11 protein-coding genes are annotated in these 17,074 nt (G+C 34.6%); 9 read left to right on the forward strand and 2 right to left on the reverse strand.

The genetic code is table 11. The features are described from left to right. The first annotated feature begins 100 nt into the window (after window positions 1-100). From P5P89_RS20835 to P5P89_RS20875, 9 genes are all read left to right on the forward strand, one after another. Complete coding sequence (locus tag P5P89_RS20835) at window positions 101-3,067, forward strand: glycoside hydrolase family 2 protein (protein WP_278010055.1); 2,967 nt, start codon at window positions 101-103, stop codon at window positions 3,065-3,067. Continuing rightward, window positions 3,051-4,859 carry an alpha/beta hydrolase fold domain-containing protein gene (locus P5P89_RS20840; RefSeq protein ID WP_278010056.1) on the forward strand — a complete coding sequence of 603 codons (1,809 nt, stop codon included), beginning with the start codon at window positions 3,051-3,053 and terminating at the stop codon, window positions 4,857-4,859. The genes P5P89_RS20835 and P5P89_RS20840 overlap by 17 nt, the downstream gene beginning before the upstream one ends. 211 nt (window positions 4,860-5,070) lie before the next feature. Further along, the gene (locus P5P89_RS20845) at window positions 5,071-6,879 is read left to right on the forward strand and encodes a type VI secretion system Vgr family protein (RefSeq protein WP_278010057.1); all 1,809 of its coding nucleotides are present in this window, start codon (window positions 5,071-5,073) and stop codon (window positions 6,877-6,879) included. Between the two features lie 10 nt (window positions 6,880-6,889). Continuing rightward, on the forward strand, window positions 6,890-7,225 hold the full coding sequence (locus P5P89_RS20850; protein WP_278010058.1) for a hypothetical protein: 336 nt from the start codon (window positions 6,890-6,892) through the stop codon (window positions 7,223-7,225). Window positions 7,226-7,230: 5 nt separating this feature from the next. Then, window positions 7,231-9,660: an HET-C-related protein gene (locus P5P89_RS20855; RefSeq protein WP_278010059.1), complete on the forward strand. Its 2,430-nt coding sequence runs from the start codon at window positions 7,231-7,233 to the stop codon at window positions 9,658-9,660. Further along, window positions 9,657-10,445, forward strand: a complete 789-nt coding sequence (locus P5P89_RS20860) for a DUF7738 domain-containing protein (protein ID WP_278010060.1) — start codon at window positions 9,657-9,659, stop codon at window positions 10,443-10,445. Before P5P89_RS20855 ends, P5P89_RS20860 begins: the two co-directional genes overlap by 4 nt. A gap of 59 nt (window positions 10,446-10,504) precedes the next feature. Further along, window positions 10,505-10,993: a hypothetical protein gene (locus P5P89_RS20865; protein WP_278010061.1), complete on the forward strand. Its 489-nt coding sequence runs from the start codon at window positions 10,505-10,507 to the stop codon at window positions 10,991-10,993. Window positions 10,994-11,508: 515 nt separating this feature from the next. Next, window positions 11,509-11,754 carry a DUF2798 domain-containing protein gene (locus P5P89_RS20870; RefSeq protein ID WP_278010062.1) on the forward strand — a complete coding sequence of 82 codons (246 nt, stop codon included), beginning with the start codon at window positions 11,509-11,511 and terminating at the stop codon, window positions 11,752-11,754. A gap of 42 nt (window positions 11,755-11,796) precedes the next feature. Next, window positions 11,797-12,363, forward strand: coding sequence for a Crp/Fnr family transcriptional regulator (locus tag P5P89_RS20875; RefSeq protein WP_278010063.1), 567 nt, complete (start codon window positions 11,797-11,799; stop codon window positions 12,361-12,363). A gap of 79 nt (window positions 12,364-12,442) precedes the next feature. Here the strand turns inward: P5P89_RS20875 and P5P89_RS20880 are convergent, their stop codons facing one another. Continuing rightward, the gene (locus P5P89_RS20880; RefSeq protein WP_278010064.1) at window positions 12,443-14,842 is read right to left on the reverse strand and encodes a glycoside hydrolase family 31 protein; all 2,400 of its coding nucleotides are present in this window, start codon (window positions 14,840-14,842) and stop codon (window positions 12,443-12,445) included. A 200-nt stretch (window positions 14,843-15,042) separates the two neighbouring features. Further along, on the reverse strand, window positions 15,043-16,947 hold the full coding sequence (glgB, locus tag P5P89_RS20885) for a 1,4-alpha-glucan branching protein GlgB (RefSeq protein ID WP_278010065.1): 1,905 nt from the start codon (window positions 16,945-16,947) through the stop codon (window positions 15,043-15,045). Between the last annotated feature and the right edge of the window lie 127 nt (window positions 16,948-17,074).

The following is a 17,074-nucleotide window of genomic DNA, read 5'->3' on the forward strand; positions in this document are numbered from 1 at the left end:
CCTCCCGAAAAGGTCGGGTCGGGCTATACGTTCCCGCTTCCCGATAAAAAATCGGGAGAGCTCCACTTCTATCCCTCACGCAAACTAACCAAAGACCATCATGAAAAAAATACTCTTTTGTCTTGTTTTGATATTTCTCAATTCAGGTCTTTTTTCACAAGAATTTAAAAGAGAAAAATACAATTTCAATTCCGATTGGAAACTAAAAACAGGAGATTTTCAAAATGCGGAATCTCCTGTTTTTGATGATACCAACTGGAGAAAAGTTACACTGCCCCATGCCTACAACCAGGAAGAGGCTTTTGAAAAGGATATTGATCACCATACCACTGGAATCGTATGGTATCGTAAAAAATTCAAACTTCCTAAAGGTGTCAAAGACAAAAAGATTTTTATCGAGTTTGAAGGTATTCGTCAGGGTGGTGTCATTTATGTCAATAGTCAAAAAATAGGGCTTCATGAAAATGGTGTAATGGGTTTTGGTTTTGACATTTCTAAAATTGTAAAACCTTTTCCTGAAGAAAACACCATTGCTTTAAGAATTGACAATGACTGGAAATACAGAGAAATAGCCACAAGCACTACCTATCAATGGAACAACATGAATTTCAATGCCAATTATGGCGGAATACCAAAAAACGTTTTTCTTCATATTACAAATAAATTATACCAGACACTTCCGCTCTATTCTAACCTAAAAACTACTGGAGTGTATGTTTATTCATCTGATATAAATATTCAGGAACAAACTGCTATTATTCATGCTGAATCTGAAATTCGTAATGAATTTAATACAGAAAAAAAGGTAGAATACAATGTCGTTATTGAAGATATCCAGGGTAAAACAATTGCTTCATTTACCGGTGAAAAGGCAAACCTTCTTCCTAATGAAACAAAAATTATTAAAGCCAGCAAACTCATTAACAATTTACATTTTTGGAGCTGGGGTTACGGCTATTTATACAGAGTAAAAACTATTTTAAAAGTCGATGGAAAAATCGTTGACGAAGTTTTGACAAAAACCGGATTCCGAAAAACAGATTTTAAAAATGGTGAAATCTGGCTAAATGACCGTGTTCTTCAGGTAAAAGGATATGCGCAAAGAACCAGCAACGAGTGGCCGGCTATCGGAATGTCTGTTCCACCATGGCTGAGTGATTTCAGTAATAAATTAATTGTAGAAGGGAACGGAAACTTAGTGCGCTGGATGCATGTTACACCCTGGAAGCAAGATGTTGAATCCTGCGACAGAGTTGGCTTATTACAGGCAATGCCCGCCGGAGATGCTGAAAAGGATGCCAAAGGCGAACAATGGAAGCAGCGTGTCAACTTAATGCGCGATGCTATCATTTACAACCGAAACAACCCAAGTATTATTTTTTATGAGAGCGGCAATGAATCTATCAGCGAAGAGCATATGAAAGAAATGAAAGACATTCGAAATCTTTATGATCCAAATGGCGGACGCGCAATTGGCTCCCGTGAAATGCTCGACAGCAAAGAAGCTGAATATGGCGGGGAAATGCTTTACATTAATAAAAGTGCAGGAATCCCTTTATGGGCAACCGAATATTCAAGAGATGAAGGCCTGCGTAAATATTGGGATGAATTCTCTCCTCCTTTTCATAAAGAAGGTGCTGGTCCTCTATATCGCGATAAACCTGCCGAAGATTACAATCACAATCAGGACCGTCATGCCATCGAAAATATTACAAGGTGGTATGATTATTACAGGGAAAGGCCCGGAACAGGAAAAAGAGTAAATTCGGGTGGTGTTAATATTATTTTTTCCGACTCCAATACGCATCACAGAGGTGAATCTAATTACAGGACCAGTGGCGAGGTAGATGCCATGCGTATTCCAAAAGACGGATTTTGGGCACATCAGGTAATGTGGTACGGCTGGGTTGATATCGAAAAACACCATACTCACATTATGGGACACTGGAATTATGCTGATAAAGTGGTCAAAAACATTTATGTGGTTTCAACAGCTTCAAAAGTAGAACTTTTCATTAACGGAATCTCGCAGGGTTTTGGAAAACAAAGCAACCAGTTTCTCTTTACCTTTGAAAACATTACTTTTAAAGAAGGTATTATAAAAGCGATTGGCTATAATGAAAAAGGAACTATTTTGAGTGAAGACTCCAAAATAACTGTTGGAAATCCAGAAGCAATCAGATTAAAATTAATTACGCAAAAACAGGGGCTTTTGGCAGATGGTGCAGATGTAGCACTAGTTGATGTTGAAGTGGTCGACCAAAACGGAAATCGCTGTCCAATCAGCAATGACATGATCACATTTTCTGTAGAAGGTCCGGTGACCTGGTTAGGTGGAATAGCACAGGGTCCAAAAAATTATATTCTTTCTAAAACGATTCCGGTTGAAAATGGCGTTAACAGAGTTATGCTACAATCCATGATAAAAAGTGGAAAAATAAAAATTTCGGCCACAGCCAAAGGATTAAAACCTGCAGAAGTGAATTTTGAAAGTAAAACGATAAAGACTCAAAATGGACTTTCTACCGCAATTCCGGGTATTAATTTAGCGTCAAATTTAGAAAGAGGTCCTACTCCTAGAACACCGTCATACACAATAAAAAGAAATCCTGTTGCTATAGTAAGCGCTTCATCGCCTTCTAATAATAATGAGACATTTAAAAGTTATGATGATAACGAGTTGACGGAATGGAAAAATGATGGGAATATAAAAAGTGGTTCCATAACGTATACATTGTCAAAACCTTCAATGGTGGATGAATGTGTAATTAAATTGACAGGATGGAGGTCTAAAATCTATCCAATTCGTATTTTAGCAGGTGATAAAGAAGTTTTCAAAGGAAATACAGCGCAAAGTTTAGGCTATATCACTATTCCTTTAGAACCGGTTTTAGCTGATAAAATAACAATCGAACTCATCGGATCTAACACAGAAAAAGATGGATTCTCTAAAATTATTGAAGTCGAAGCAAACAAAGATTTGGATTTATTTAAAGACCCAACAGCAGTAAATGCAAAAGGACAATTACGCATTGTCGAAATAGAATTTTATGAAAAAATCAAATAATTTAAACCGATTTAAGGCAGCCTTATTTTGTATTTCTTTAGGGATGAGTCTTTCTGTATTCTCACAAAAAAAAGAAATTCCGTTATGGGACAAAATCCCTGATGCGATTGAAAACAAAGAATATACAGAAAAAATAGTCACTAATAAAGATGGCATTGCTGTAGATGTACGCAAAGTAACAGTACCTACACTAACAGCTTATTTTGCAGATCAGGAAAAATCAAATGGAACATCAGTCATAATATGTCCGGGAGGTGCTTACGGAATGCTGGCCATTGACAAAGAAGGCTATAAAGTTGCCGAATGGCTTAACAGCTTAGGAATTAACGCTTTTGTTTTAAAATATCGATTGCCGAGCGATTTGATTATGAAAAACAAAACTGTCGCGCCATTGCAGGATGCACAGGAAGCCGTTCGTCTGGTTAGAAGAAATAGTGCAAAATGGAAATTAAATCCTGAAAAAATTGGTTTCATGGGATTTTCTGCCGGAGGTCATCTGGCAGCAACTCTAGCCACACATTATGACGATAAGGTGTACACTCCTTCTGATACTACAAGTGCAAAACCTAACTTTTCAATTTTAATTTATCCTGTAATATCCATGCAGGAAGGTGTTACACATCAGGGTTCAAAGGATAATTTATTAGGCAAAAATGCACAGAACGAAATAGCCGACAAATATTCAAATGAAAAACAGGTAACGGCTTCAACGCCCAAAACTTTTTTAGTACATGCGACAGATGATAAAGCTGTTCCTGTAGAAAACAGTATCAATTATTATCTGGCTTTAAAAAAAGAAAAAGTTCCGGCAGAAATTCATTTATATGAAAACGGTGGTCATGGTTTTGGTCTTGGTGTAAAAGGTACTAATGCTTACTGGCCTGAAACCTGCAGGAAATGGCTTACTGTTAACGATTATATTTTAACAGGTGACAGTTATATATTCACTTATTTTAAGGGTAATGGCGAAGACGGACTGCATTTGGCATACAGCGAAGACGGATATAAATGGAGTACTCTAAAAAATGACACCTCTTTTTTAACTCCTGAAGTTGGCAAAGATAAACTTATGCGGGATCCTTGTGTCATAAAAGGAGGAGACGGCTTATATCATATGGTCTGGACAGTCAGCTGGACAGATAAAGGTATTGGCTATGCTTCTTCAAAAGATTTGATTCATTGGTCAAAACAGGAATTTATTCCGGTTATGACACATGAAGACAAAGCAAGAAATACCTGGGCACCGGAAATTACGTATGATGAAAAATCTAAAACTTATATGATTTACTGGGCCTCGACAATTGACGGAAAGTTTTTAGAAACCAAATCGGAAGAAGAAAAAGGATACAATCACAGAATTTATTACACAAAAACTAAAGATTTCATAAAGTTCTCTAAAACCAAATTACTTTACGAACCTGGGTTTAATGTCATCGATGCTTCTATTGTAAAAACAGACAAAGGTTACACCATGTATTTAAAAGACGAAACCAAAGTACCGGTTCAGAAAAATTTAAAAGTAGCAACCAGTAAAAAACTCGAAGGTCCTTACACAAAGGCAAGTGAACCTATTACAGGAAATTACTGGGCTGAAGGTCCTACTGCTATTCAAATAAACAATGAATGGATTGTGTATTTTGATAAATACACTCAAAAGAAATATGGTGCGGTAAAACAAACCTCCAAAGGTTGGGAAGACATTTCTGATGAGGTTAGTTTTCCTAAAGGCACACGTCATGGAACTGTGATTAAAGTTTCTTCTGAGGTAATTACTGAATTGAAAAAACTATAAATTTAATATACCAATAACATAACTGGGTTGTAAAATCTACTATTATAATTTGTTAAAAAACATTTTTATACTTTATCCACAACGTAACATATTATTACTTTATTAAATAGTAAAATGAGTACAAAATTATTACTCATTATATTTGTTAAAGTAATTTTAAATTCTATTTTTACAAAAAAATTCTTACTTAATAATTAATGTAAAAATAGTTATGGCACATTTTTCAGAACAGGTACATATCAGCATAGGGAGCTTTACCCAAAACGTCGTTTATCATAATTTAGAACTGTCACAAAAGATGGCCGATCACCATCATTTTTCTTTTGTATGGCAATACACAGGCAAGGCGATCATCAATCCGGCAGATCAGGCAAAGGCATTGCGAACCTATCTTGGAGATGAAGTTATCTTTACCTTTAAAAGCCTTACCGGAATCAGGTTAATGAGCAAAGGAATCATAACAGAATTATCTTCTATAGATCTTCACGGAAGTGCCGAAGGATTACATGTTAAAGGGATCAGCCATACTATCGTTCTGGATGACATGAAAAAATCAAGAACCTACCAGCAAAGAGGTATGAATGATATCGTATTGGATATTTTAGCAGAAGGTCCGGGAGAGTTCTACGAAAGAGATGCTATAAAATCTACCTATCTTCAAGAGTTCAAATACATGGCCCAGTATAATGAAACCAATTTTGATTTCTTAAAACGATTGGCCAGACGTTACGGACAATGGTTTTATTTTGACGGAATGCGAATGCAGTTCGGACAGACCAAAACCAGTAAAATAAAACTCATCAACGGGTCTTCGCTGCATGGTTTTAAAATCCAGACCAATATGGCTTCCCATAAAATTTCTTTGGGAGGGTATGATTACAATGGAGCATCCAATATTCGTAATTCGGCAGCAAGAACATCCTCAGGAAGTAAAGACAGTTTCTCTGCCGTTGTAGGACACAATCAGGGAACCGTTACCCAAAACGATTTGAATAATGGAGCTTATACGACCAACGCCCAAAGCAGTGAAGAAATCCAGGAAATGGTCAGACTGCAGACCGCAGGCAGCGACGCCAATAGTGTATACTACAGTGGAACCTCTTATTTTCCGTTAGGACTTGGACAGGTTTTCAGCATCATAAACCAGACTGTAGAGCATGAACTCATTGTGACAGAAGTAACACACATTTCTCAGGTCCACGGAAACTATTCCTGTAGTTTCAAGGCCATTCCGGCAGATGTTGCCGCACCTCATTATACAGATGTAAATGTATTTGCCAAAGCAGAAACACAGCCAGCGAAAGTAAAAGACAACAATGATCCTGAAGGATTGGGACGTGTAAAAGTACAGTTCAACTGGGCAGGTGGAAACAATTCAAGTGAATGGATTCGAATGATTCAGCCACATTCTGGTTCAGGAAAAGGATTTTATTTTATTCCGGAAATTGGTGAAGAAGTTTTGGTAGGCTTTGAAGGAAGCAATGCGCAGAATCCGTATGTTTTAGGAACACAATATAATGGAAGTGAAACCAGTGGTTATGCAGACGGTCAGAATAATGTGAAGGCAATTCATACCAGAAGTGGACATATTCTAAAATTTACTGAAGATGAAAGTATCATTATCACAGATAAAATTGGTAATGAAATTCAGTTTGATACTATTGGCGGAAATATTAATATCACTGCGCCAAAAGTGATAACGATGAATGCTACTAATATTATTATGAATGCCTCTGAAAATATTACTTCCACAGCAGGAATGAGTATTACAGAAAGTGCAGGAACTGATAAGTTTACTTCTGTAGGAATGTTACATACGACTACAGTGGGAGGAGATAGTCTACTAAATGTTATTGGAAGTCATTCTGAATTTATCGAAGGGGACTTACATTCGGAAACTAAAAAAGAACGAAAAACTGTAAGTGAAGGTGAAATTGCTTCTCATAGCACAGAAAAATATAAAATACATTCGGAAAAAGGAATTGAGAAAAATAGTACTGAAAATACCAATCAGAATTAATTGAAGTACTATGAAAGCAATTCACGGAATAACAATAATGGAGATAGAAGATAAACCATATATGTTTTGCAATCTTAAAAATAATGCAGTCTATATTATAAAGGACAATAATGTAACTTATAAGGATCCTTTTGGCAACTCTATGTCAAATACCTTCAGACAAATAAGAATTAATGGTAAATCTTTTGAATTAAATTCTTATCGGGAAGAGATTCGCCTACAAGATGGTAAAACCATAATACTTTTGCCTAAAGAAGATATTCAGTATCTGGCCAACAAGACATTTTTTAATGATGATCAATTTAAAGTTATAGATTTTCTAACCAATACAATAATCCCGCAATAAAGAGTATGTCAAGAACCAGATACGTAAAAGGGAATATTACCGAAATAACAGGTGGTAATAACACCATACATGCCAAGAGCGGAATTAAAATTATTTCCGGAAAAAAAATAGAAATCTCAGCTCCTGAAACTGTTTATGGAGAACCTGAAAAATATATTCCTCCCCCTATTAAAGTAGTTGAAAGCGAATACAAACTTGAGAGCGAATATGGACACGAACAGTTATCTGCTTTAGCAAGGCAATTAGACGAACTGCCTTTTATGTTTTTTATGATTGGAATTTTTGGAGAAGAAATTGAAGCAAGTGCATTAAGTAAATTATACAGAGGACTTAGTGACGGTTCTATTAAAGCTCCGGAAATTATAGTAACAAAAATTCCTCATAAAGGAAGAAAAGCCAATTATAGTAATTATAAAAAAAAGATATTGGTATGGGAGCATTTTATTGACATGGCAGTAAAAGATAATGATACAAGAGCAGAATTAATGGTGGCTTTGGTAGAAGAGTATGGACATCATATTGATAACCTATTAAGAACAGAACTTGCAACTAACGGGATTAAAGATACCGATTATATAGACGAAGGAGCTAAATTTGCGTATGCCTTGTTTAGTTTTGATATTTTTAAAGAAACGCAGCTTTGTTTTGCAAAAGCACAAACTCCTAATTTTGCAGGGGATTTTATCATAGATTTCTCTGAATTACATACGCAATTAAAAGAATATGTAAACGAAGAAAAACAATATGATGCCAACCCAAACGAAGATGAAGAGGGTTTTGGTGCCGGTTTTGAGGCTGGTATGCACGGAGGTATTGAAAGAGAGGCTTTAGAAGAAATGGTTAGATATAGAAAACTAACTGAATTAGAAGTAAAACAAATCTACTATGGAAACTGGCTTCGTGATTATTCCCAGATTATATTAGAAAGTACTATCAGACTAGAAAAAGCAGATATAGACAAAATTAAACAGAGCGGAATCAAACATCTAAACAGTTTGCTGAAAATGAATCCTTATAAACTATCTCATGATGGTCTGGTAAAGCTTTTAGAGATATTAGCTGCTAAAGAATTTGTTTTCGGTTCAAATAAATTCACTCATAATTATCAGGATCATGTTAAGACTTTTAGAAAAAACTACGGAAGTCTTACCAAAGATATTTTGGGGATATACCGTCCTGAAGAACACATCGACAACCCGAAAGGGTTAGAAGATTTTAGTAGTCTTAGTATTTCTTTTCAATATGAATATGCAAAAGGAAGTTTTACCACAAAGAAACTTTATGCAGGAGAAACTCCCAAAGCGCTATTGGTAAACGAACTTAATGTTAAAAACTATATAGCTACAAAAGGAGAATCAGATCCTCAAAGACCTACATCTGATACTTATATGTTTCAACAGCTAAAAATGGCAGTTCAATATGGCAGGAACAAAGATGGTTTTAGGCATTTAGGGGCAGCTTTTCATGTACTCGAAGATTTTTTTTCGCACACTAATTTTGTAGAATTATCGTTAATAAAAGCAGGGAGTTTTTTGCTAGATAAAAATAAAAATAGTGCTTTAGGAAAAGAATTGTTGTTAGTATATCCTTGGGTAGAAGGCAAACAAGGTACAGATTATAGTACAATACCTCTAATAACGGGTAAATTTTTGCTTGACGATACTATGGCAAGTGTATTGCCTAAAGCAGGAGATAAAATGTTTCCTGTTGGAATACAGGATTATGAACAAAGAAAACCTGGCGACAGAACTTTTCAGGATGCTTTTATACTCACCACTTTAGAAGATTTGTCTACCGGACAACAGTCTGATGGTCTGGAACAAAACCCGACTTATAAAGGAATGAAGACATCAGATATACTTAACATGTATAAAAATTATTTAAGACTTATTGATGCCAAATCTGCAGCAGTGGAATATACCGGCTGGTTAGGCAGAACAATAGACAGAGGGTTAAGTTACATGGGAGATTCGTTAGCGACGTTTAATAATATAGCATACAATTTACTTTTAGGTTCTGCAGATGATGATATAAAGGTAGAGCAAACAGAAAATAGTAATAAAAATTACGGAACTGACCCAACCCATACCCAAGTAGCCAAAGACGCACTTAATCATCCCCTTAATCCTTTGGCGTCTGAGCTCGCCAAAATAGCGGTAAGAGATGTAGCCACAAGAATTTTGGAGATTTGGAAAACAGGTACTGACCCAACTGGGGAAGAACTTGCCAAATATGTAATAAACAAATACACCTTACATCCTGTGTATCAAATTACGGATTGGGCTAATGAAACGGTGAATAGTTGGGTAAAAAATATCGATATTGAGACTATTAAGAGAATTCAGAGCGCTACTGTATATGATCATGCCGAACAGGTTACTCAAAGAGCCATAAGTAATAAAAAAGTGCAAGAAATTTTAAATTATTTTAAATGAAACAATTAGTAATTTTAATATTGAGCAGTATGCTCATGCAATGCCAAACCTCAAAAAAAGAACTCATGCCAGAAAATGATATTTATATTAGTGAACATAGTATTACTTATAAAAGCCAGGAACTGCCTTTTGGGAAACCTGTTTCGGAATGGGTAAATGTTTTTGGTAAATATAGTAGAGTATATCAAACAAGCGTATACATTTGGGACGATTTAGGAATTTATGTTTCCGAATCCGATAAAGATAATAGTATTGATGAACTCCATATCTTCTTTATGAACCTTGACAGTCCTTTAGGACAAATGGGAAAGCTTGAACAAGCGAAAGGTAGAATGTCTGTGAAATTTTTAAAGGAAAGAAATCATAAAGATGGATGGTTCCCAGAAAAGACGGATCCGGAATTTTATATGGATATGCTAAATGAAGAAAAAAATGGGCATAAAGCACCAAAAAAATTCATTTATCCCTTTAAAATTTACTCAAAATCTCTAAATATTGAAGGCGCAGAAGTAAAAGCAGGGATGAAAGTATCAGACATTAATAAAAAAAGAGAAACGGCAGATTTACCAGTCATTAAATATTATGATGCTGATATGAATTCGAAAAATGAAGATGGTTCTCTCACTACGTTATCCAATGGTTATTTTACGACTTTTAATGGTTTCGATAATGACGAAGAACGATCAAAAGCAGATTTTTATAACATCATGTACCGCCAGACCGAAGGCGAAATAGAATACATCCGTATTGTCCATGATAAAGGACAGGAATACTATAAATATTAATTTAACTTCTTTAAGTAGGATTTTAATACAATACCAAGAAAAAAAACAATATAAAATTCATGAAAGAACAAGTAAAATACTTTGCAAAAATATCATCTATAGCCATTTTCAGTTTTATAAAAATTAATTTATTAGGATTTGTTAATACTTTAATTTGCTGTACAATAGGCTGTTTTTTATTATCAGCAAATGTTGGTCATGCAGCACATACCAATTCTGGAGCACTAATACTATTAGTGTTTTTTACCAGTAAACCAGTTGGAACAACCTTACTTGTGCTAATTTTTTTAGCACCTTTTTTATATATAATACTTGGAAACAAATATATTATAAGTAAAGTTGTGCATCGTTTGATAAAAGATAAGTCAGAGAGCACAATTACTCCATTATTAGATAAAGTCTTAACAAAATTCAAAGAAAATCAGCCTGATGGTTTAAAAAAAGGAGCCGATTTAGGATTAGCCAAAATTAAACTTTTAAATCAGGTAAAGTCAGAAACCGATAATAAATGGTTGAAAAAAGTATTGTTATTTGGATTAAAAAAATAAAGTTGGACGATGTCGATTTAAGTCAGGATAAAATTGAATTGAAAGATATTATAAAAACAAAAACTATAAATGCATTACATAATACTACCGAACCTAGCAGAAAAGGTATTTTAGCAATTTTATTTCTACAATGGATTTTTCTATTAATAATTTGGATAATTAAAGTTTGATTTTTTTTATAAAATCTAAGCAAAAGCAAATTTGCCTTCTCCAAATATTATGATGCGGATCTGAATTCGAAAAATGAAGACGGCTCAACTACTTTATCAAATGGTTATTTTACTACTTTTAAAGGCTTCCTGACTCAATGTCACTCCAAAAAAAAGAATGCTTTATAGCAACTTCTGCGTCTCATAAATAATCTTTTTTTAGTTTCTGATGATCTGAAAAAAGATTATTTTTTTACAGTCTTATATAAATATTAAAAATTCTCCATTAGTATATTTTTTTGACTTACATCAATTTTTCGGTTATTCACAAATTTCATCTTTGCAATGAACATAAAAACAATAAAGATGAATAAAAAACATTTCAAGTACATCAATACATTATTTGTAGTTTTACCAATGACATTAATAATGGCCTTTGTGGGATTGATTCGTAATTATGGCTTTGGGGAAGATTGGTTTTTTAAATTTTTAAAAGCATGGAGCGTGATGCTTCCTGTTGCTTATCTGTCTGCATTTCTGATTATTCCAAGAGCAAGAAAACTGGCAGAAAAAGCAACTTCTAAAGATAAAACACAATCTATCCGGCTTTAAAAAATCGACAAGGAATTATTCTTTAATTTATGAAAAATAAGTATGGAACAGCTTACTCAGTTTATCAGGGATAAAATTAGCATTTCAGATCAAGATTTAAATGCTATATTGCCTTTCTTCAGGACAATTTTTGTTAAGAAAAATGAACTTGTGGTAAGTCATGGTGAATTTGGTAAACAGCTTTATTTTGTAAAAAAAGGTTGTATCCGCATTTTTTTCATAAATGAAGAAGGACAGGAATCTACACGTTTTCTTGCTTTTGAAAATCATTTTGCTTCGGCATTAGTATCTTTTATTACTAAAGAAGCATCTTTAGAATATGTTCAGGCTCTCGAAGATTCACATTTGCTTTACATTGACCAGAGTGATTTTTTCAGCCTTTTAGAAAAATATCCTGTTTGGGAAAAATTCTATCGGAATTATTTAGAATTTGCATACGTTACCAATACGAATAGCCTAATGTCATTCATCACCATGGATGCACAAACCCGATATGAAAATCTGTTAAAAGAAAAACCGATCATTGTGAAAAGACTTCCTAATAAAGTGGTAGCTTCTTATTTGAATATATCACAGGAAACATTAAGCAGATTAAAATCAAAAAAATGATGGGGATCTGACTGAAATCAAAAAAGCGAAACTTAATTAGAGGTTTCGCTTTTTTGATTTTATATTATCCGGAACAGAATTACTCGCCAATAAGATGAAGCTCATTAAATTCTTTTTCAACGATTAAGAAATGGTTCGCTTCAAAATCAGTTGCGTTAAATTCAATTTTTTCATTGTCTATTTCAATTTCGGTTACTTTAAAAGGCAGTCCTATAAAATTGATTTTGTATTTAGTATATGGCGTTTCATATTTTCCTTCTTTATATAACTGAATAATTACTTCTTTTTCTTTTCCGACACTTCTAAAAGATAAAAAGCTAAAGCGGCCTTTTTTGTAATCATACCCATCTTGGGCATCTTCATAAACTTCTGATTTTTCTTTTCCGATTTTGAAATAATAATCAAGAACTAATTCATCAAATTCTAACTCTCCAACATATTGCTGTACAGGATATTTAGGAATAATTGATCCTGCTTTTACGAAAACCGGAATTTCATCAAATTTAGAATCAACCCATACTTCTCGTCCTCCTGTTGCAAATTCATTTGTCCAATAATTGTACCACTCCCCTCTTGGAATATACATACGTCTTCCTACAGCATTAGGCTCCAGAATTGGGCAAACTAATATGTGATTTCCGAAGATAAATTCATCATTGCGATAATGTGTCTGAGTATCATCCTGATCATAATATACCAAAGGTTTCAACATAGGAATCCCTTCTTCGATATACTGCCAGAACATGGTATATAAGTATGGTAATAATTGATAACGAAGACTAACAAATTTTCGGGTAATATTAACTACTTCTTCATCAAAAGCCCAAGGTTCCTGATTTCCGTGATCTCCTGAAGAATGTGTTCTACAAAAAGGGTGAAAAACGCCTAACTGAATCCAACGCGCATATAATTCGCCTGTTGGCTGTTCTGCAAATCCTCCAATATCAGAACCTGTAAAACCCATTCCGGAAATACTCATACGCTGTACCTGAATGTTAGCAATCCATAAATGTTCCCAGGTTGCTACGTTATCACCAGTCCATGAAGACGTGTAACGCTGAGCACCCGAATAAGCTGATCTGGTAATTACAAAAGGACGCTTTGGATACACAAATCGTTTTACACCATGATAAGTAGCTCTCGCCATTTGAGTACCGTAAATATTATGTGCTTTTCTGTGACTGCAAGGATTACCATCATAAACGTGGCGTACATCCATTGGGAAAGTTTTATTCGGAACCTCCATAACAGCAGGTTCGTTCATATCATTCCACACTCCTTTTACCCCAATGTCTGAAATCAATTCCTTAAATAATCCTGCCCACCATTCCCTTACTACAGGATTGGTATAATCCGGAAAATTACATTCACCTGGCCATACTTTTCCTTTCATATAAGGTCCGTCTGCCCTTTTACAGAAATAATCTTTTTCAAGACCTTCCTGATAAACCCAGTAATTTTTATCAATTTTAATTCCCGGGTCAATGATTACTATTGTTTTAAAACCATCTTCAGCTAATTCAGCAACCATTTTCTTTGGATCGGGGAAATAATCCTTATTCCATGTAAAACATCGAAAACCATCCATATAATCGATGTCCAGGTATATGGCATCACAAGGGATTTTAAGTTCCCTGAATTTTGAAGTGATTTCTTTTACTTTACTCTCCGGATAATAACTCCATTTACACTGGTGGTATCCTAAAACCCAAAGCGGCGGCAATTCCGGCTTACCGGTTAAATCGGTGTAAGTCGTAACTACATCCTGCATTTGAGGTCCGTAAATGAAATAATAATTCATTTCGCCACCTTCACTCCAGAAACTGGTTACATTTCTTCTTTCCTGACAAAAGTCAAAAAAAGTACGGAATGTATTGTCAAAGAAAATACCGTAAGATTGTTTATTATGTAAGCCAATATAAAAAGGAACTACCTTATACAAAGGCTCCTGATCTTTATGATATGCGTATTGGTCGGTAGCAAAATTTTCTACTCTTTTGCCTTTTAAATTCATTTGAGTGGCTTTATCGCCAAGACCGTAAAAACATTCGCCATCTTTTGATGATTTACTCATTTTTACAATATTTCCGCCATATTCGTAGCTTTCTTCCCAATGAAAACCAAGTTCGTCTTCGAGAATTAAAAAGTCATTTAAATCATAAATTGACAAGCGAAGATCTGCCTTTTTAATTTTGCATTTTACTTTGCTGGTCCTGATTTCAAAATGATTTTCTTCTTCGGAAACATTCAAAAAATTATAACCATGCAGCTGACTTTTATCAATAGCATACGAAAAATCATTACTGAAATAGCCTTTTGTAGTAAAACGAAAACGAATTAAACTATCCCTGAGAATGGTTACTTTTAAAATTACGTTATTGTCTGTATTAAAAGAAATGGAATCGCCTTCATGTTCATACGAAACTACTTTTGATGGAAATAAATTACCCTTGTATTCTAGTGCGGTATTTGTAATCATATGAGTAATGGATTAAATTTAATGCTGCTGCCTTTAGTTTCAAACTTACAAAAAAACTTAGTAATACCCTATGAATAAAAGGTTTATTAACGAAAACGTTTTTTCTGACTGAGTGATAATTTAGATATTAAAAAAACATCAATTCAGTAATTTAGAACCTTAAAAATAAAAAAATCACAGCACGCTGACAGCTATACTTTTTATACAAAAGAATAAACCGTAACACTTAGAGGAGGCAAAGTTAATTCCACTGAAAAATCTCTTCCATCGTAAGGATAAGATTCTATTTCCAAAGTTCCGGGATTACTTACTCCACTTCCGCTATAAACAGGAGAATCAGTGTTGAATATTTCTTTTAATTTTCCTTTCTGAGGAATTCCAATTCTATAATTCTCACGAACAACCTGAGTAAGATTACAAACAATAATCAAATTTTCCTGAGGATTATTTCCTTTTCGGATATACGATATAACAGCATTTTGATGATCTGAATAGTTGATCCATTCAAAACCTTCCCCGTTAAATTGTTTTTCATATAAAGCAGGCTGTGATTTATACAATTGATTCAAATCGGTAATGATTTTTTTTATTCCTGAATGATAGTCGTATTGCAATAAATGCCAGTCCAGACTGTTTTCAAAATTCCATTCGGCAGTCTGTCCAAATTCAGATCCCATAAACAACAATTTGGTTCCGGGATGCGTAAACATATAGCCGTAGAGCAGTCTTAAATTGGCAAATTTCTGCCATTCGTCACCCGGCATTTTATATAGAATAGATTGCTTTCCATAAACCACTTCGTCATGTGAAAAAGGCAGCATGAAATTTTCGGTAAAAGCATAGGTCATCGAAAAAGTCAAATCATTTTGATGGTATTTCCTGTAAACCGTTTCTTTTTGAAAATATTTTAAAGTATCATGCATCCAGCCCATCATCCATTTCATTCCAAAGCCTAAACCTCCCGTAAATGTAGGTCTGGAAACCATTGGAAAAGAAGTACTTTCTTCTGCAATCGTTTGGACCCCCTCAAAATTAGCGTAAATCACTTCATTAAATTCCTTCAGAAAACTAATGGTTTCTAAATTTTCATTTCCTCCATAAATATTAGGCTCCCATTCACCGTCGTTTCTTGAATAATCCAAATAAAGCATTGAAGCTACAGCATCAACACGCAAACCATCAACATGATATTTTTGAAGCCAAAAAACAGCATTACTGATCAGAAAAGCCCTGACTTCATTACGCCCGTAATTAAAAACAAGGCTCTTCCAGTCGGGATGATACCCCTTTCTTCGATCCGGATGTTCGTATAAATACGAGCCGTCAAAAAAACCTAAACCATGTGCATCATCAGGGAAATGTGACGGAACCCAGTCGAGAATCACTCCAATACCCGCCTCATGTAGTTTATCAACCAAAACCATAAAATCCTGAGGCTTGCCAAAACGGGAAGTTGGAGCAAAATATCCAACCAGCTGATAACCCCATGAAGGATCATAAGGATACTCCATAACCGGCATAAATTCTACGTGTGTAAAACCTGTTTCTTTAACATAAGCGACCAAATCATCCGCCAGTTCCAGATAGGTTAAGAACTTATTGTCATTACCACGTTTCCAGGAGCCTAAATGCACTTCATAAACAGAATATGGTTTATCCAATGCATTGTGTTCTTCACGCGACTTCATCCAACTTTCGTCTTTCCAATTATAATCTAAATCCCACACTACAGAAGCGGTATGGGGTGGTTTTTCACAGTATAATGAAAAAGGATCTGCTTTTTCGGTTACAATTCCGTTAATATTAGATTGAATTTTATATTTATAAAGTGTCCCTTTATCTAAATTTGGAATAAAGCCTTCCCAAATACCTGATGAATCCCAACGCACCTGCAGCATATGTTGCCCCTGAGTCCAGTAGTTAAAATCCCCGACAACTGAAACGGATTGAGCTGTTGGCGCCCAGACAGCAAAATATACGCCTTTTATCCCATCGATTTCAATTAAGTGTGCACCCAGTTTTTCATATAACTTAAAGTGTTTTCCCGCTTTGAACAAATCGATATCAAAATCAGTAAATAGAGAATGCGTAATAACGTTGGACATATTTTAATTAGTAATTAGTGACTAGTACTTAGCAATTAGTTGTTTTTTAGTTTTAATAATTAGTTCTTAGTCTTTTGTGATTATTATAAAGCATACTCTTTACTAATCACTAATCACTAAGTACTAA

Source organism: Flavobacterium gyeonganense (assembly GCF_029625295.1).
In the GTDB taxonomy this organism is placed as follows: domain Bacteria; phylum Bacteroidota; class Bacteroidia; order Flavobacteriales; family Flavobacteriaceae; genus Flavobacterium; species Flavobacterium gyeonganense.